Source organism: Burkholderia puraquae, from assembly GCF_002099195.1.
Taxonomy (GTDB): domain Bacteria; phylum Pseudomonadota; class Gammaproteobacteria; order Burkholderiales; family Burkholderiaceae; genus Burkholderia; species Burkholderia puraquae.
Window position 1 is genome coordinate 252,844 of the sequence record NZ_NBYX01000001.1, and the last position, 16,115, is coordinate 268,958.

Sequence of the window (16,115 nt, forward strand, 5' to 3'; positions counted from 1 at the left end):
GATTGCGGAACATTTAATGGACTATAAAAAGATTGTTCGATCCGATTTGTGCGCGTACATTTCAGGGCCGCGCCAATGTTTGAGAAATATCAAGCGTGGTTTTCCCGAATCCGGTGTTCGAGAGAAGGAAACATGCACAACGACAACACTCCCCACTCGCGTCGCACTGGCGACGCAGCCGTAACAGGCATCACACGGCGTCAATGGCTGCAGGGCGCACTGGCGCTGACGGCGGCGGGCCTCACGGGCTCGCTGGCGTTGCGGGCCCTGGCCGACGATCCCGGCACCGCGCCGCTCGATACGTTCATGACGCTCTCCGAAGCATTGACAGGCAAGAAGGGGCTGAGCCGCGTGCTCGGCCAGCGCTTCCTGCAGGCCTTGCAGAAGGGTTCGTTCAAGACGGCCGACAGCCTGCCGCAACTCGCCGGCGCGCTCGCGTCCGGTTCGCTGAATCCCGACCAGGAAACACTCGCGCTGAAGATTCTTGAAGCGTGGTATCTCGGCATCGTCGATAACGTCGTGATTACCTACGAAGAAGCATTAATGTTCAGCGTCGTATCCGATACGCTCGTGATCCCGTCTTATTGCCCCAACAAACCCGGCTTCTGGGCCGAAAAACCGATCGAGAGGCAAGCCTGATGGCCGATACCGATACGCAAAAGGCCGACGTCGTCGTCGTCGGGTCGGGTGTCGCAGGCGCGATCGTCGCGCACCAGCTCGCGATGGCGGGCAAGTCCGTGATCCTGCTGGAAGCCGGCCCGCGCATGCCGCGCTGGGAAATCGTCGAACGCTTCCGCAACCAGGTCGACAAGACCGATTTCATGGCGCCGTACCCGTCGAGCGCCTGGGCGCCGCATCCTGAATACGGGCCGCCGAACGACTACCTGGTCCTGAAGGGCGAGCACAAGTTCAACTCGCAATACATCCGTGCGGTGGGCGGCACGACGTGGCACTGGGCCGCGTCGGCGTGGCGCTTCATCCCGAACGACTTCAAGATGAAGACCGTGTACGGCGTCGGCCGCGACTGGCCGATCCAGTACGACGACATCGAGCATTACTACCAGCGCGCCGAAGAGGAACTCGGCGTGTGGGGCCCGGGCCCCGAGGAAGACCTGTACTCGCCGCGCAAGGAGCCGTACCCGATGCCGCCGCTGCCGTTGTCGTTCAACGAGCAGACGATCAAGCGCGCGCTCAACGGCTACGACCCGAAGTTCCACGTGGTGACCGAGCCGGTCGCGCGCAACAGCCGCCCGTACGACGGCCGGCCGACCTGTTGCGGGAACAACAACTGCATGCCGATCTGCCCGATCGGCGCGATGTACAACGGCATCGTGCACGTCGAGAAGGCCGAGCAGGCCGGCGCGAAGCTGATCGACAGCGCGGTTGTCTACAAGCTCGAGACCGGGCCGGACAAGCGCATTACCGCCGCGATCTACAAGGACAAGACAGGCGCCGACCATCGCGTCGAGGGCAAGTACTTCGTGATCGCCGCGAACGGCATCGAGACGCCGAAGATCCTGCTGATGTCCGCGAACCGCGATTTCCCGAACGGCGTCGCGAACAGTTCCGACATGGTCGGCCGCAACCTGATGGACCACCCGGGCACCGGCGTGTCGTTCTACGCGAACGAGAAGCTGTGGCCGGGCCGCGGCCCGCAGGAAATGACGTCGCTGATCGGTTTCCGCGACGGCCCGTTCCGCGCGACCGAAGCCGCGAAGAAGATCCACCTGTCGAACATGTCGCGCATCAACCAGGAAACGCAGAAGATCTTCAAGGGCGGCAAGCTGATGAAGCCCGAGGAGCTCGACGCGCAGATCCGCGACCGTTCCGCGCGCTACGTGCAGTTCGACTGCTTCCACGAAATCCTGCCGCAACCCGAGAACCGCATCGTGCCGAGCAAGACGGCCACCGACGCGATCGGCATTCCGCGCCCCGAGATCACGTATGCGATCGACGATTACGTGAAGCGTGGCGCCGTGCACACGCGCGAGGTCTACGCGACGGCCGCGAAAGTGCTGGGCGGTACCGAAGTCGTCTTCAACGACGAGTTCGCGCCGAACAACCACATCACGGGCGCGACGATCATGGGCGCGGATGCACGCGACTCGGTCGTCGACAAGGACTGCCGCACGTTCGACCATCCGAACCTGTTCATCTCGAGCAGCTCGACGATGCCGACCGTCGGTACGGTGAACGTGACGCTGACGATCGCGGCGCTTGCGCTGCGGATGTCGGACACGCTGAAGAAGGAAGTCTGACCGTGCGGAAATCTACTCTCACCTTCCTCCTCGCCGGCTGCCTTGCGCTGCCGGGGCTCGCACACGCGGCCGACGCGGCCGATCCGGCGCTGGTCAAGCGCGGCGAATATCTCGCGGTCGCGGGCGACTGCATGGCGTGTCACACCGCGAAGGGCGGCAAGCCGTTCGCGGGCGGTCTCGGCATGCCGATCCCGATGCTCGGCAAGATCTACACGAGCAACATCACGCCCGATCCCGAGACGGGTATCGGCAACTGGTCGGCCGAGGACTTCGAGCGCGCGGTGCGCCATGGGGTGTCGAAGAACGGCGACAACCTGTATCCGGCGATGCCTTACGTGTCGTACGCAAAGATCAACGACGACGACGTGCAGGCGCTGTATGCGTACTTCATGCATGGTGTCGAGCCGGTCAAGCAGGCGCCGCCGAAGAACGAGATCCCCGCGCTGCTGAGCATGCGCTGGCCGCTGAAGATCTGGAACTGGCTGTTCCTGAAGGACGGCGCATACGAGCCGAAGCCGGCACAGAGCGCCGAGTGGAACCGTGGCGCGTATCTGGTCCAGGGTCTCGCTCACTGCAGCACGTGCCACACGCCGCGCGGCATTGCGATGCAGGAGAAGTCGCTCGACGAGACGGGCGGCAGCTTCCTGTCGGGTTCGGTGCTCGCGGGCTGGGACGGCTACAACATCACGTCCGACGCCAACGCGGGGATCGGCGGCTGGACGCAGCAGCAGCTCGTCCAGTACCTGCGCACCGGCAGCGTGCCGGGTCTCGCACAGGCGGCCGGCCCGATGGCCGAGGCGATCGAGCACAGCTTCTCGAAGATGACGGAAGCCGACATCGGCGCGATCTCGACGTACATCCGTACGGTGCCGGCGGTCGCCAGCGGCGACGCGAAGCAGTCGCGCTCGTCGTGGGGCAAGCCGGCCGAAGACGGGCTCAAGCTGCGCGGCGTCGCGCTCGCGTCGTCGGGCATCGATCCGGCGCGGCTCTATCTCGGCAACTGCGCGACTTGCCACCAGATGCAGGGCAAGGGCACGCCGGACGGCTATTACCCGCCGCTGTTCCACAACTCGACGGTCGGCGCACCGAATCCGACCAACCTCGTGCAGGTGATCCTGAACGGCGTGCAGCGCAAGGCCGGCAGCGAGGACGTCGGGATGCCGGCGTTCCGCCACGAGCTGTCGGATGCGCAGATCGCTGCGCTGACGAACTACCTGACCGGGCAGTTCGGCAATCCGGCTGCGAAGGTGACCGAGCAGGACGTCGCGAAGCTGCGTTGATGCAGCGCGCGGCGAAGCAGGGCGATAACTGACTAGAGGAGGAGCACAGCACATCGGGTTGTTACCCGATGCCGGTTGTTGCAGAGCGGGGCGGGCGGCGCAGGCGGCCGCCCGTCCTGGTTCATTCGCAATCCGGTGCGCCGGGCGGGTTCCCGCCGTGCGCATCGCTTTCGTTGATCGACACCATGACACCGAATCAACCGTTTCTCGCGTCCCAGCGCGATGTGCTGCTGCTGCTTGCCCGGATCCTGCTCGTGATCCTGTTCGTGATGTTCGGCTGGAAGAAGATCGTCGACTTCCCCGGTACCATCGCGTTCATGGGTTCGGAAGGCGCGCCCGCGCCGATCATTTCCGCCGCGATTTCCGTCGTGATGGAGTTGTTCGTCGGGATCGCGATCCTGGTCGGCTTCCAGACGCGCGCGCTCGCGCTGCTGCTGGCGCTCTATACGATCGGCACCGGCCTCATCGGCCATCACTACTGGACGATGACCGGCGGCGAGCAGATCAACAACATGATTCATTTCTACAAGAACATCGCGATCTCCGGCGGCCTGCTCGCGCTTTGCGCGGCGGGCCCCGGTCGTTTCTCGATCGATCGCGGATAAACGGACCCGGGGCGCGCGCATGGGGCACGCGCTGGAAGGTCGAGACTCCGAGGGGGCATCATTTTGCGACTCAAACATTTCGCGTGGCTGATCGCGGCCGCCACACCGGCGGCCGCTTTTGCACAGACGAGCGTGACGCTGTATGGCCGCATCGACGGCGGCATCGAATACCTGAACCACATCGCGAAGCCGAACGGCGGCAGCGGGACCCGCTGGAGCGCCGAAAGCGGCGACTGGGGCACCAGCATGTTCGGGCTGAAGGGCATCGAGGATCTCGGCGGCGGGCTGTCGACGGTCTTCAACCTGGAAACCGCGTTCCAGGTGATGAACGGCCAGACGGGCGGCGGGCGCATGTGGTCGCGGCGTGCGTACGTCGGGCTGAAGAGCAACACGTGGGGCCAGCTGCAGGCCGGCCGCAACCTGTTCATCGACAGCGACGGCGTGTGGGAATTCGACCCGTTCGTGCAGCAGGCGTTTTCGTCGGCGTCGCTCGTGCGCGGCCGCAACTGGCAGCAGACCAGCAACAACATCGAGTATCACAGCCCGGTGATCGGCGGCTTCGACGTGCAGGCGCAATACGCGTTCGGCAACCAGTCGCGCGGGTTCAACTACGGCGCGGCCGACGATTTCGGCCGCTCGGACGGGATCATGATCTCGTACCACTCGCCGTTGCTCGACGTGCGCGGCATCTACGACGAACTGCGCGACAACAACGGCAAGTTCAGCAACATCTTCACGGCGTCGCGCGAGTACTTCGTCGGTGCGAACGTGAAGGTGTCGAAGTTCAAGATCCAGGGCGCGTATACGCACTACCAGGCGCCGGATAGCCCGGCGGGCGTTGCAGATCGCGCCGATCACTACTGGCTCGGCGCCACCTACACCGCGACGCCGCAATGGGCGGTGACGGGCGGCGGATACTACGTGAAGGTGGGCGACGGCGGTGGCGATGCGTCGCATGACCCGTCAGGGCACGCGATGATGTACGTGCTCGGCACGACGTACAACCTGTCGAAGCGCACGTTCCTGTACGGGACGGTCGCGTATGTGCGCAACGGCGGCAACTCGAACTTCTCGCTGCTCGCGACGCCGCGCGACGCCACGTCGGGCACGAGCCCGATGACGGGCGAGTCGCAGACGGGGGCGTATGTCGGGATGATGCATACGTTCTGAACCGGGCTTACGCGACCGATACCCAACGCACGGGCGGTGGCCGCTCGTGCGTTGTTGCGTGTACGTTGCGTAACCTGTGCCGGTCAGAACCCGCACGCGTCGGTCGTGGTCAACGCCGCGAACGGGCCGCCGAGCGTCGCGTTGTGATGCGCGACGATCCGCTCGGCCGGCAGTGCCGGCGTATCCATGCAGGTGTGCGCGTCGGTCACGAGCACCGCGCGAAAGCCGTGATCGGCGGCCGCACGGCACGCCGTGTCGACGCAGTACTGGGTCTTCATTCCCGCGATGACGATTTCGCCGATGCCGGCCTCGCGTAGCCATTCGGCGAGCCGCGTGCCTGCGAAGCAGCTCGACTGAGCCTTGTCGAACACGATGTCGCGCGCCGTATCGATCGCGAGTTCCGGCAGTAGCGCGGTCAGTGGCGTCCCGGGCGCAATCGGCGAACCGGCGGGCCCGGTGTGCCGGACGGCGAACACCGGCGCCCCGGCTTCATGCGCGCGATCGATCAACCGGTTGATGTTCGCGAGCACGCGTTCGCCGTCGTACGGACGCTCGGGACCGTGAAACAGGCCGACCTGCATGTCGACGACGAGCAGCGCACGTTTCGGGGAAGAGACTTCGGACATGGTGTTTCTCCTGAGTGACCGATACGGACGGAGAAACGACAAGACCCCGTCCGGAACCGGCGGGGCCTGTGAGGGATGCGCTACGACGTTGCGCGCACTCGCCGCACGAGCCCGCCGAAGGCGGTCGTGCGCGTCGTGGTCGAGGAGGCGGTCGTGGTGTGGCGCATGGAGCGATCATGCACGATGCGTGCGCACCACGTCAATTGCGAATCGTGCATTGTGCATCATGCATCGGCCACCGGTCAGTCGAGCGCCTTCCCCGCCTTCTCATCCATGCACCGAATCGCGAGCAGGGTCATCGCGCCGCACCCGATCGCATACCACGCAGGCGCATTCGGATTGCCGGTCGCCGCGATCAGCCACGTAACGAAGAACTGCGCGAAGCCGCCGAAGATCGCGACGCCTACGCTGTACACCAGCGCGCCGCCGGTGGCGCGCACCGCACGCGGAAACAGCTCGCCGAGCATCGCACCGGTCGCGCCGATGTTGATCGCATGCACGATCGACAGCGCGGCGATGATCGACAGCAGCGACGCGGCGCCCGGCCAGCGATTCAGCGCGATGAACGCGGGGTAGATCGCGGCCATCAGCACGATGCGCGTCCACCAGACGATTCGGTTCCGCCCGAACACGTCGGACAGATGCCCGCCGATCGGCGTCACGAGCATTAGGATCGCGCCGGCGACGCAGCCGGCCGTCATCGACAGCCACGTCGGCAGGTGCAGCACCTGTACGCCGTAGATCGCCATGTAGAACACGATGATGTAGTGGATCGACGTGCCGCCGATCGTCACGCCGAGGCCGGCGAATACGGCCTTGCCGTGGTGGCGCAGCACGTCGGCGAGCGGCAGCGAGGCGACCGGCTCGTCGTGCGCGGCGGCCGGCGCGGCAGCAGGCACTTCCTCGACGGTGCGGCGCAGCCAGTAGCCGAGCGGCACGAACAGCGTGCCGATGATGAACGGCACGCGCCAGCCCCAGCTTTCGAGTTGAGCGGCATTCAGCGTCGACGTCAGCGCGACGCCGGTGAGCGCGCCCGCCAATGCGGCGAGCCCCTGGCTCGAGAACTGGAACGACGCGTAGAAGCCGCGCCGATGCTGCGGCGCCTGTTCGAGCAGCAGCGTCGTCGACGCACCGACTTCGCCGCCCGATGCGAACCCTTGCAGCAGGCGCGCGAGCACGAGCAGCAGCGGTGCGGCGAGGCCGATCTGTGCGAAAGTCGGCGCGACCGCGATCGTCGCGGTGCCGAGCGCCATCAGCAGCAACGTGAGGATCATCGCCTTCTTGCGTCCGGCGCGATCCGCATACATGCCGATCACGAGCCCGCCGAGCGGGCGCGTGACGAAGCCAACGCCGAAGCTCGCGACCGCAAGCATCAGTTGTCCGAACGGCGAATGCACAGGAAAGAACAGCTTGCCGATCAGGATCGCGAAGAAGCTGTAGACCGTGAAGTCGTAGAACTCGAGCGCGTTGCCGACGGCGGCGGCCGCGATCAGCCGGCGTTTCTTCGCGGCGGCGCGAGCATCGGCCGGCGTGCCGGCGAACGAAAGGGCGGACGTTTCCATGTGGGGTTCCCCCGGTGGGCGCGAAACGATGGGATGAAGGGCCGTCAGGCCGCGAGCCAGGCTTCGGCGATGCGAACCCAGTAGCTCGCGCCGATCGCGAGGATGTCGTCGTTGAAGTCGTAGCCGGGGTTGTGCACCATGCAGCCGCCCTTGCTGCCGATCCCGTTGCCGATGAAGGCATAGCAGCCGGGGCGCGCTTCGAGCATGAACGCGAAATCCTCGCTGCCCATCAGCGGCGCGGAGTCGGTTTCGACGCGTTCGGCGCCGAGCATCTGGCGCGCGATGTCGGCTGCAAACGCGGTCGGCTCCGCATGATTGACGAGCACCGGGTAGCCGTAGTCGTAATCGACTTCCGCCGTGACACCGAAGCTTTCGGCCTGGCCTTTCGCGAGCGCTTCGATGCGGCGCGCGAGCAGCGCGCGCACGTCGGCGTTCAGCGCGCGCACCGACAGCTTCATCGTGACGGTTTCGGGAATGATGTTGAACGTCTCGCCGGCCTGCACGCTGCCGACGGTGATCACGGCTGCATGCTGCGCATCGACTTCGCGCGCGACGATCGTCTGCAGCGCGACCATGATGCTGCCCGCGGCCGACATCGGATCGCGCGCGAAATGCGGCATCGCGCCGTGGCCGCCGACGCCGCGCAGCGTGATCGTCACGCGGTCGGCCGACGCCATCGCGGCGCCGGTGCGGAAGGCCATGTCGCCGGCCGCGCGGCCCGGCATGTTGTGGATCGCGAAGATCGCGTCGCACGGGAAGCGGTCGAACAGGCCGTCGTCCATCATCGCTTTCGCGCCGCCGAAGTTTTCCTCGGCCGGCTGGAAGATCAGGTTCAGCGTGCCGGAGAACTGGCGCGTGGCCGCGAGGTGGCGTGCCGCGCACAGCAGCATCGCGGTGTGGCCGTCGTGGCCGCATGCATGCATCTTGTTCGCGTGGCGGCTCGCGTACGGCAGGCCCGTGGCCTCCGCAAGCGGCAGCGCATCCATGTCGGCGCGCAGCCCGACCGTGCGCGTGCCTTGCCCTTCGCGCAGCACGCCGACCACGCCCGTCTTGCCGATGCCGCGATGCACTTCATAACCCCAGCCGGTGAGCAACTCGGCGACGAGATCGCTCGTGAGCGTTTCCTCGAATGCAAGCTCGGGGTGAGCATGGATGCGGCGGCGCACCTCGACCAGCTCGGGTGCGATCGCGGCGATGCCGGGGATGATGGGGTTCACGGCTTGCAGCATGGTGTCTCCGGTGGGGCAGGTGGGGCGTTTGATGCATAGATGACGAGCAAGCATATAAATTTCTTTTGCGTACCAGAAGCTGATAAATTGCTTTGGTGCTCACCACCGGTTGCCGCTCGGGAATACCCTGAGCCGGCGTGTACCGCGCAGCACAGGGTTTCCACGTATCACGCGTTGCCGCCATGAAATACCATCAGCTGAAAGCGTTCGTCACCGTCGCGGAAGAGGGGAGCATTCGCGCGGCCGCGCGGTGCCTGAACGTGTCGCCGGCGGCGCTGACGAAGGCGGTCAAGGAACTGGAGATCGCACTCGGCGTGTCGCTCGTCGTGCGCACCGCGCGCGGCGTGCAGCTCACAGCGTTCGGTCAGCAGTTGCAGGTGCGTGCGCGGCTGATCGTCGCCGAAATGCAGCGCGCCCGCGACGACATCGAGCAGGCACAGGGCGCGATGACGGGTTCCGTCTCGGCGGCGATCACGCCGGCCGCCGCGGTGACGATCCTGCCCGATGCGTTTCGCGCGTTTCGGCGCCGCTTCCCGGTGGCGCGTGTCAACCTGATCGAAGGGTTTCCGGGCGTTGCGCTGCCGCGCCTGCACGACGGCTCGCTCGATTTCGCGGTGGCCGTCGTCGTGCCCGAGCTGCTGGCTGCCGAATTCGATCACGCGGAGCTCTACGCGAGCCGTTCGCTGATCGTCGCCCGCAAGGGGCATCCGCTCGCGTCCGCCACCTCGCTCGCCGATCTCGTCGACGCCGACTGGCTGATGAACCCGTCGCCGGAGAGCTCGACGCAGGTGCTGTTCAACTCCTTTGTCGCCTATGGGCTGCCGGTGCCGGCGCGCGTCGTCGAGTGCCCGAGCTTCGGGCTCGCGCACAGCCTGATGACCGGGTGCGACCTGATCGCATCGATGCCCGAGCAACTGCTGCAGGGGGAGTGGGCGCGCGACCAGCTCGCGGTGCTGCCGATCCGCGAGCGCTTGCCGGGTGTCTCGGTGCAGGTCGTCACGCGTCGCGACAGCCCGCTCACGCCGGCCGCGGCGATGCTGCTCGACTGCCTGCGCGATTCCGCGCGGCGCAAGGGGCTGCGGTGAGCCGGTGCTCGCGGTTCGCGACCATCATTGCATCGTTATCCTGACGATCAGGTGTGTGGCGTTGCCGTCGTCAGACAGGCCCGCGGCTTGCACAGCGGGCACGCCAATCCGGTGCAAGCCGCGCGAGCCGGTATCATAGCGGCCGGCCCGCCGCTCCGGCCGGCCTCCAACAACATCGCCATCCGGCATCCAGCAATCAGAGGCATCACATGACCAGTGCAACCCAATTCGACAACGTATCGGTCGTCAAGCGCGCGAACGTCTATTTCGACGGCAAGTGCGTGTCGCATACCGTGCTCTTCCCGGACGGCACGCGCAAGACGCTCGGCGTGATCCTGCCGTGCGCGCTCAACTTCGGCACGGATGCGCCCGAATTGATGGAAGTGCAGGCCGGCAAGTGCCGCGTGAAGCTCGACGGCAGCAGCGAATGGCAGACCTACGGTGCCGGCGAATCGTTCTCGGTGCCGGGCAAGAGCCGCTTCGACATCGAAGTGCTCGAGACGCTCGATTACGTCTGCAGCTACCTGTAACAGGCACCCGCGCAGCAAAAGAAAAGCCCCGCCGAAGCGGGGCTTGTCGCAAGCGGATGGCGCCAAGGCCATCCGGAGCGCCTGTTCTCGTTACAGGCAGGCGTTGATGTCGCCGGCCGACGATGCATCGCCGCCGCGGAAACCGACCCAGGTCTTCGCGTTGCCGGCGTTGGCCGGGCGCACCACGGCGGCAGCGCCGTTCGGCGGTTGCTGGCCCGGCGCGTAGACGGCCATTGCGAGGCCGTTCGCCAGTTCGTACTGCGACGTCACTTGTTGCTGTGACTTGTCGGCCCACGTCTTGGCGATGCACTGCGCCACTTGGTCGGCGGGCTTTTGGCTTTGTCCCACGTTCTGCAGGGCAGAATCGGCTGCATGAGCAGAAAATGCCACGGTCAATGCGATGAGCGGTAAGTATTTCGCGTTCACGTTATCTCCCTCGAGTCGTGATTGATTGAGTGGGATGCGCAGCAGGACTGCGTAACAGTGAGATCGCATCGGGCCAGCACGGTTCCGGCTATTCCGAAACAAGTTGTTAACGTGCTTGCCAAATGACGGCTCCGATGCTGTGCACTTTGCTGCGGCACGGCATGCATCGTGTGCGGCACGACGTCATGCGTTGCGTGGTCGGCGCGCTGCCTGGTCGTGTGGTGACGTGACGGTCGCGGCGAGCAGCATGTGTCTGCATGCCGTGCCGCGACTCTTTATTTGATCGCGAAGTGGAATGGCTGATTGATGGCCCCGTCGCATGAGCACCATGATGACAAACTTTCGCCGGTCGAATTGTTAACCAACTTTAAACAGGGAAAGCGGCGGAATGCGATGCGGCACGGGAGGGGCGTGCCGCATCGTGCAGCGACGTGAGGCGAGCGGGCCGCGCGCGGCGAGGCTGCCGCGCAGCGCGGTGGGTTAGCCGGCCTTGCGCGTGCCGATGTCGCGCAGGTCGGCCGGGACGATCGGGCGGAAGCGCTCGCGCTTCTGTTCGTCGTCGAAGTGTTGGAGCGCGGGCTTGATCAGGTCGCTGCGCGACACGATTCCCGTGATGTGCATCGATTGCTCGTCGGTGACGACGGGCAGGCGCTCGAGTCCGAGCATCGCCAGTCGCGACGCGACGACGCGGCACGTTTCGTGCGCGTGCGCGACCGCAGGCGCGCGGTTGGCGAACGCGCCCGAGATCGGCGTGTCGGCCGCGGCCTGTGCGCGCTGGGCATCGAGCGTCGCGCGATCGACGAGCCCGAGCAGGCGGCCGTTCTGCATGACCGGGTACGCGCGGTGCGTCTGCTTCGCGCTGAAGTACCGCGACTCGACGGTAGCGAGCGTCGCTGCGCCGTCGATCGTGACGAGCCGGTCGGTCGACGTCATCACTTCACCGATGTCGTGCCGCTCGAGCGGATCGACGCCGTATTCGCGATAGATGTGATAGCCGCGACGCGCGATTTTTTCCGTCATGATCGAGCGTTTCATCACGATGGTCGCGAAGCCGTGCGCGACGAGCGTCGCCGCGAGGAGCGGCAGCAGCGCATTGGCGTCGTGCGTGAGGCCGAACGCGAACACGATCGCGGTCAGCGGGGCGCCGAGCGTTGCGCCGAGTGTCGCGGCCATGCACACGAGCGGCCACAGCGCCGGGTCGCCGCCCGGCAGCATCGGCGACAGCACGGTGCCGAGGCCGGCGCCGAGCATCAGCAACGGGGCGAGCACGCCGCCCGACGTGCCCGAGCCGAGCGCGATCACCCACATCACGGCCTTCACGATCAGCAGCGCGAGTGCGATCTTCAATGCGATGTGCTGATGAAGCAGGTCGCCGATCACGTCGTAGCCGACGCCGAGCGCGCGCGGCTCGAGCCAGCCGCCGATGCCGATCACGATCGCGCCGAGCGCAGGCCACCACATCCAGTGCACCGGCAGCTTCGCGAAGGTGTCCTCGACGCGGTACAGCGCAACCGACAGGCCGCACGCGAGCATGCCCGACAGCAGGCCCGCGACGATGCACGACAGCAGCGCGATGGGCGTCGGTGCGGCCGTGGTCAGCGGAAACAGCGGATCGGCGCCGAAGAACACCGCACGGGCGAAACCGGCCACCGCGCATGCGAGCGCGACCGGCAGGAAGCTGCGCGGACGCCATTCGAACAGCAGCAGTTCGACCGCGAGCAGCACGGCGGCAACCGGCGTGCCGAACACGGCCGTCATGCCGGCGGCCGCACCGGCGACGAGCAGCGTCTTGCGCTCGGCGGCGGTCACGTGCACGCACTGCGCGATCAGCGAGCCCAGCGCGCCGCCCGTCATGATGATCGGGCCTTCGGCGCCGAACGGGCCGCCGCTGCCGATCACGACGCCGGACGACAGCGGCTTGAGGATCGCGACCTTCGGCGACATGCGGCTCTTGCCGAACAGGATCGCCTCGATCGCTTCCGGAATGCCGTGGCCGCGGATCTTTTCCGAACCGAAGCGTGCCATCATCCCGACGATCAGGCCGCCGATCACCGGGATCGCGATCACCCACGCGCCGAGCGTGTGGTTCGCCGGCGAACGGTCGACGAACGAGAACTGCTGGAAGAAGAACAGGTTCGTGAACAGATGGATCAGGCTCAACAGCACGAATGCGGCAAGCGTGCTGAGCAGGCCGATCCCGGCGGCAAGCAACGCGATCCTGGGCAGGCGGTCGTTGGTCGCAAAATCGCGTTTGTGCGGTGCGTTCATCGGCGTGGAAAAAGCAAGGGTCAGTAATCGATCTGGGGAACCTGGAACGCGTCCTTGAGCGACTTCAGCTCGGCGCGATGCATGGCCGCGAGGCGGGCGAGCAGCGTCTCGCCGGCCGGCTCGAGGTGGACCTCGACCTGGCGGCGATCCGCTTCGCTGGTCTTGCGCTTCACGAGGCCGAGCGCTTCGCAGCGCGTGACCAGCGCGACGACGCCGTGATGCTGCGCCTGCAGGCGTTCCGCGAGTTCGCCGATGGTGGCCCATTCGCGATGCGGGTAGCCCTTGATGTGCAGCAGCAGCAGGTATTGCAGCGGCGTCACGCCTTCGCTTTGCGCGGCGCGCTCGGAGAAGCGCTCGAAGCGGCGCATCTGGTAGCGGAACTCGGACAGTTGCTGGAAATCGCTTTTCGCCAGCGCGCGTCGGGTATCGTTCATCGGGAGTGGTCGGGCAGTCGGTTTCAATAGCGCGAAATATATCACAACATGATACAAATGGACGAATTATGGCGGAAAAATGCATTCCGCGTTGTGCCGGTCGTTACATGGCGCTACGTCCGCTGCATGCGTTACGCAGCCTCGAGCATGTGCGTCTGCCGATACAGGCCTGTGACGAGATCCGTCTGAGTAATGATCCCGACGAGCCGGCGCGATGCATCGACGACCGGAATGTGGTGGTGGCCGGAATGCGTAAACAGGGGAACGAGCGCGGTGATCGGCATCGTTTCCGGCACGCACGCGACGTCGCGCGTCATCACGGAGGCGACGCCCGTCGGCTGGCCGCCGAACGATTGCGGCAGCCGCGCGCACAGGCGTTGCCACAGCGGAGTCGGGCGGCGCAGCTGGCGCGTGAGGTCGGCGCGCGTGACGATGCCGGTCAGGCGGCCTTCGCCGTCGACCACGGGCAGCGCCTTCACGCGGTGGCGGTCGAGCAGCGCGAGCGCGGCCGTCACCGACGTCGACGGCGCGACTTCGATGGCGTTCTTCGTCATCAGGTCGGCGCACGAGAGCTGGCCGAACGTGCGCGTATAGGCCTGCATCTCGGTTTCGCGCAGCAGCGCTTCGAGATCGTCCGGATCGACGTCGAGCCATTCGCCGCGTCGCTTCAGCACCGCGTCGAGGTCGCCGCGCGTGAAGCCGCCGCGCGCCGCTGCGGCGCCGCCTGCCTGCGGTTTCGCGTCAGGCCGCACGCCGCCATGCGGATAGCGGTGCCCGGTCAGCGCGTGATAGGCGAGCGCGGCCGACAGCAGGATGGCCGATTGCAGCGCAATCGGCTCCAGCACGAAGCTGAACCCGAGCGAATGGATCGCCGGGCCGCCGACCACGGCCGTGAGCGCGACGGCGCCCGACGGCGGGTGCACGCAGCGCAGCACGAACATGCCGCCGATCGCACCCGCGATCGCAACCGCGGCGGCCGTGATCGGATCGGCGATCCATTGCGCGCACGCGACACCCACCGTCGCGGCGACGAGATTGCCGCCGATGATCGACCACGGTTGCGCGAGCGGGCTCGCCGGCACCGCGAACAGCAGCACCGCAGACGCGCCCATCGGCGCGACGAGCAGCGGCACGAGGCCCGGCACGCCGGGCAGCAGCCGCATCGTCACGCCGACGGTCGCGATGCCGACGAGCGCGCCCGTGCACGAGCGCAGGCGCTCGCGCCAGCCCAGCGACATCGGATGGGGAATGAAGCTGTGCAGCCATTGCCGCAACGTGCGGCGCGACGAAGGGGAGCCTGACGACATGGGCGGTAAGCAGTAGAAATGACAGCGCGGATGCGCGCAGCGACAAGCCTTGAATTATATCGTGTTGTGATACAAATTGTCGCGTCGCGCCAGGCCGTTGCACGTGCGCGACGTGCGTGTCTTGCAAAAACCTTTCATCTGATGAAAGTTTGCGGGCCGGGCAAGCGCGCAAATTTGTCTGCGGCGGCGTACAATTCGGGCCACTGAATCCCCGTCATGCCAGAACCACGTACCCGATGCCCGCTCTCCCGCCTTTCTCCCGGCACGGTGATCGATTCGACGTGGTTCGCGGCTGCGTTCCGTTCCCCACCTGACGCGAGCGCTGCCGACGCCTCCCCACTGACTCCCCCGAAGCCAATTCAATGGACATGCTCGAAAACATGCGCCTGTTCGTGCGCGTTGTCGAAGCCGGCAGTTTTACTGCGGTTGCGAAGGAAATCGATGCGACCACCGCGCAGGTGTCGCGCGCGGTATCGAACCTCGAAGCGCACGTACAGACGCGCCTGCTGCATCGCACGACGCGCCACCTCGGCCTGACCGAAAGCGGCGAACGCTATTTCGAGCGCGCGAAATCGATCCTCGCGGAAATCGACTACGCGAATGCGGAGGCGCGCAACGCGCTGCTGCGGCCGAGCGGCAAGATGCGCATCCATGCGATGACGGGGCTCGGGCAGAGTCATGTCGTGTCGTCGATCGTGCGCTATCAGGAGGACAACCCCGACGTGTCGGTCGAGCTGACGCTCGCCCAGCGGATGCCGAATCTCGTCGAGGAAGGCTATGACGTATCGATCGTGACGGCGTCGCAACTGCCCGATTCGGGCTACGTCGCGCAGACCTGCGGCACGAGCTGCAGCGTGCTCGTCGCGTCGCGCGAATACCTGGCGCGCCACGGCACGCCGCAGTCGCCCGACGAACTGCCGAACCACGTGTGCCTGCGCCTCGATACGCCCGCATCGCCGGCCGGCGAATGGCGGCTCGAGCGCAACGATGGCGAGGAGGCCGTCTACGAACTGCAGCCCGCGCCGTTCCAGGTCAACGTGCCGGACGCGCTGTGCGTCGCGGTGCGCGCCGGGCGCGGGATCGCATGCGTCGCGCTGTATACGGTGCTCGACGATATCCGCGAAGGGCGGCTGATCCGCGTGCTGCCCGAATACCGGCTGCAGACGGTGAACGTGTATGCCGTCTACGCGACGCGCCGCTATCTCGACGCGAAGATCCGCACGTTCCTCGACCACCTGCGCACGACGCTCACGCCCGCGCTGGAGAACGACCTGCGCGAACTCGACCGGCTGACCACCGAACAGACGCCGGGCGGCCGCAAGCGCGCCTGACGAC

15 protein-coding genes are annotated in these 16,115 nt (G+C 66.3%); 8 read left to right on the forward strand and 7 right to left on the reverse strand.

Annotation, left to right across the window (positions count from 1 at the left end; all coding sequences use genetic code 11):
* The first annotated feature begins 132 nt into the window (after positions 1-132).
* The 5 genes from B7G54_RS01130 to B7G54_RS01150 all read left to right on the forward strand — a co-directional run bounded on the left by B7G54_RS01130 (position 133) and on the right by B7G54_RS01150 (position 5,313).
* The gene (locus B7G54_RS01130; RefSeq protein ID WP_085037372.1) at positions 133-639 is read left to right on the forward strand and encodes a sugar dehydrogenase complex small subunit; all 507 of its coding nucleotides are present in this window, start codon (positions 133-135) and stop codon (positions 637-639) included.
* A complete protein-coding gene (locus tag B7G54_RS01135; RefSeq protein ID WP_085037373.1) occupies positions 639-2,258 on the forward strand; it encodes a GMC family oxidoreductase in 1,620 nt (539 codons plus the stop codon). Before B7G54_RS01130 ends, B7G54_RS01135 begins: the two co-directional genes overlap by 1 nt.
* Positions 2,259-2,260: 2 nt before the next feature.
* Entirely contained in the window at positions 2,261-3,538 is a 1,278-nt protein-coding gene (locus B7G54_RS01140; protein ID WP_085037374.1) for a cytochrome c, read from the forward strand.
* Positions 3,539-3,723: 185 nt separating this feature from the next.
* Positions 3,724-4,143, forward strand: coding sequence for a DoxX family protein (locus B7G54_RS01145; RefSeq protein ID WP_085037375.1), 420 nt, complete (start codon positions 3,724-3,726; stop codon positions 4,141-4,143).
* A 63-nt stretch (positions 4,144-4,206) separates the two neighbouring features.
* Positions 4,207-5,313: a porin gene (locus B7G54_RS01150; protein WP_085037376.1), complete on the forward strand. Its 1,107-nt coding sequence runs from the start codon at positions 4,207-4,209 to the stop codon at positions 5,311-5,313.
* Positions 5,314-5,396: 83 nt separating this feature from the next.
* Here B7G54_RS01150 and B7G54_RS01155 read toward each other — a convergent pair whose 3' ends face one another.
* From B7G54_RS01155 to B7G54_RS01165, 3 genes are all read right to left on the reverse strand, one after another.
* Positions 5,397-5,939, reverse strand: a complete 543-nt coding sequence (locus B7G54_RS01155; RefSeq protein ID WP_085037377.1) for a cysteine hydrolase family protein — start codon at positions 5,937-5,939, stop codon at positions 5,397-5,399.
* A gap of 242 nt (positions 5,940-6,181) precedes the next feature.
* Positions 6,182-7,501, reverse strand: coding sequence for an MFS transporter (locus tag B7G54_RS01160; RefSeq protein ID WP_085037378.1), 1,320 nt, complete (start codon positions 7,499-7,501; stop codon positions 6,182-6,184).
* 44 nt (positions 7,502-7,545) lie between these two features.
* Positions 7,546-8,730, reverse strand: a complete 1,185-nt coding sequence (locus B7G54_RS01165; RefSeq protein WP_085037379.1) for a M20 aminoacylase family protein — start codon at positions 8,728-8,730, stop codon at positions 7,546-7,548.
* Positions 8,731-8,912: 182 nt separating this feature from the next.
* Here B7G54_RS01165 and B7G54_RS01170 point away from each other — a divergent pair, with 182 nt between their 5' ends.
* Together B7G54_RS01170 and ppnP are read left to right on the forward strand one after the other, a co-directional pair.
* Positions 8,913-9,815 (forward strand): LysR substrate-binding domain-containing protein, encoded by a 903-nt coding sequence (locus tag B7G54_RS01170; protein WP_085037380.1) that lies wholly within the window; start codon positions 8,913-8,915, stop codon positions 9,813-9,815.
* A gap of 209 nt (positions 9,816-10,024) precedes the next feature.
* Complete coding sequence (gene ppnP / locus B7G54_RS01175) at positions 10,025-10,345, forward strand: pyrimidine/purine nucleoside phosphorylase (RefSeq protein WP_006478890.1); 321 nt, start codon at positions 10,025-10,027, stop codon at positions 10,343-10,345.
* A gap of 90 nt (positions 10,346-10,435) precedes the next feature.
* Here the strand turns inward: ppnP and B7G54_RS01180 are convergent, their stop codons facing one another.
* From B7G54_RS01180 to B7G54_RS01195, 4 genes are all read right to left on the reverse strand, one after another.
* Positions 10,436-10,771, reverse strand: coding sequence for a hypothetical protein (locus B7G54_RS01180; RefSeq protein WP_059240325.1), 336 nt, complete (start codon positions 10,769-10,771; stop codon positions 10,436-10,438).
* A 480-nt stretch (positions 10,772-11,251) separates the two neighbouring features.
* Positions 11,252-13,039: a chloride channel protein gene (locus B7G54_RS01185; protein WP_085037381.1), complete on the reverse strand. Its 1,788-nt coding sequence runs from the start codon at positions 13,037-13,039 to the stop codon at positions 11,252-11,254.
* 20 nt (positions 13,040-13,059) lie between these two features.
* Positions 13,060-13,473 carry a MarR family winged helix-turn-helix transcriptional regulator gene (locus tag B7G54_RS01190; protein ID WP_085037382.1) on the reverse strand — a complete coding sequence of 138 codons (414 nt, stop codon included), beginning with the start codon at positions 13,471-13,473 and terminating at the stop codon, positions 13,060-13,062.
* Between the two features lie 131 nt (positions 13,474-13,604).
* On the reverse strand, positions 13,605-14,780 hold the full coding sequence (locus tag B7G54_RS01195; protein ID WP_085037383.1) for an HPP family protein: 1,176 nt from the start codon (positions 14,778-14,780) through the stop codon (positions 13,605-13,607).
* A 362-nt stretch (positions 14,781-15,142) separates the two neighbouring features.
* On the opposite strand from B7G54_RS01195, the gene B7G54_RS01200 reads away from it, so the two are divergent.
* Positions 15,143-16,111: a LysR family transcriptional regulator gene (locus B7G54_RS01200; RefSeq protein ID WP_085037384.1), complete on the forward strand. Its 969-nt coding sequence runs from the start codon at positions 15,143-15,145 to the stop codon at positions 16,109-16,111.
* Positions 16,112-16,115: the final 4 nt, after the last annotated feature.

What these genes read in the sequence shown, in the direction of transcription:
- B7G54_RS01130 (WP_085037372.1), top strand. Translation starts at nt 133, where the DNA reads ATGCACAACGACAACACTCCCCACTCGCGTCGCACTGGCGACGCAGCC.
- B7G54_RS01135 (WP_085037373.1), top strand. Translation starts at nt 639, where the DNA reads ATGGCCGATACCGATACGCAAAAGGCCGACGTCGTCGTCGTCGGGTCG.
- B7G54_RS01145 (WP_085037375.1), top strand. Translation starts at nt 3,724, where the DNA reads ATGACACCGAATCAACCGTTTCTCGCGTCCCAGCGCGATGTGCTGCTG.
- B7G54_RS01155 (WP_085037377.1), bottom strand. Translation starts at nt 5,939, where the DNA reads ATGTCCGAAGTCTCTTCCCCGAAACGTGCGCTGCTCGTCGTCGACATG.
- B7G54_RS01160 (WP_085037378.1), bottom strand. Translation starts at nt 7,501, where the DNA reads ATGGAAACGTCCGCCCTTTCGTTCGCCGGCACGCCGGCCGATGCTCGC.
- B7G54_RS01165 (WP_085037379.1), bottom strand. Translation starts at nt 8,730, where the DNA reads ATGCTGCAAGCCGTGAACCCCATCATCCCCGGCATCGCCGCGATCGCA.
- B7G54_RS01170 (WP_085037380.1), top strand. Translation starts at nt 8,913, where the DNA reads ATGAAATACCATCAGCTGAAAGCGTTCGTCACCGTCGCGGAAGAGGGG.
- ppnP (WP_006478890.1), top strand. Translation starts at nt 10,025, where the DNA reads ATGACCAGTGCAACCCAATTCGACAACGTATCGGTCGTCAAGCGCGCG.
- B7G54_RS01185 (WP_085037381.1), bottom strand. Translation starts at nt 13,039, where the DNA reads ATGAACGCACCGCACAAACGCGATTTTGCGACCAACGACCGCCTGCCC.
- B7G54_RS01190 (WP_085037382.1), bottom strand. Translation starts at nt 13,473, where the DNA reads ATGAACGATACCCGACGCGCGCTGGCGAAAAGCGATTTCCAGCAACTG.
- B7G54_RS01195 (WP_085037383.1), bottom strand. Translation starts at nt 14,780, where the DNA reads ATGTCGTCAGGCTCCCCTTCGTCGCGCCGCACGTTGCGGCAATGGCTG.
- B7G54_RS01200 (WP_085037384.1), top strand. Translation starts at nt 15,143, where the DNA reads ATGGACATGCTCGAAAACATGCGCCTGTTCGTGCGCGTTGTCGAAGCC.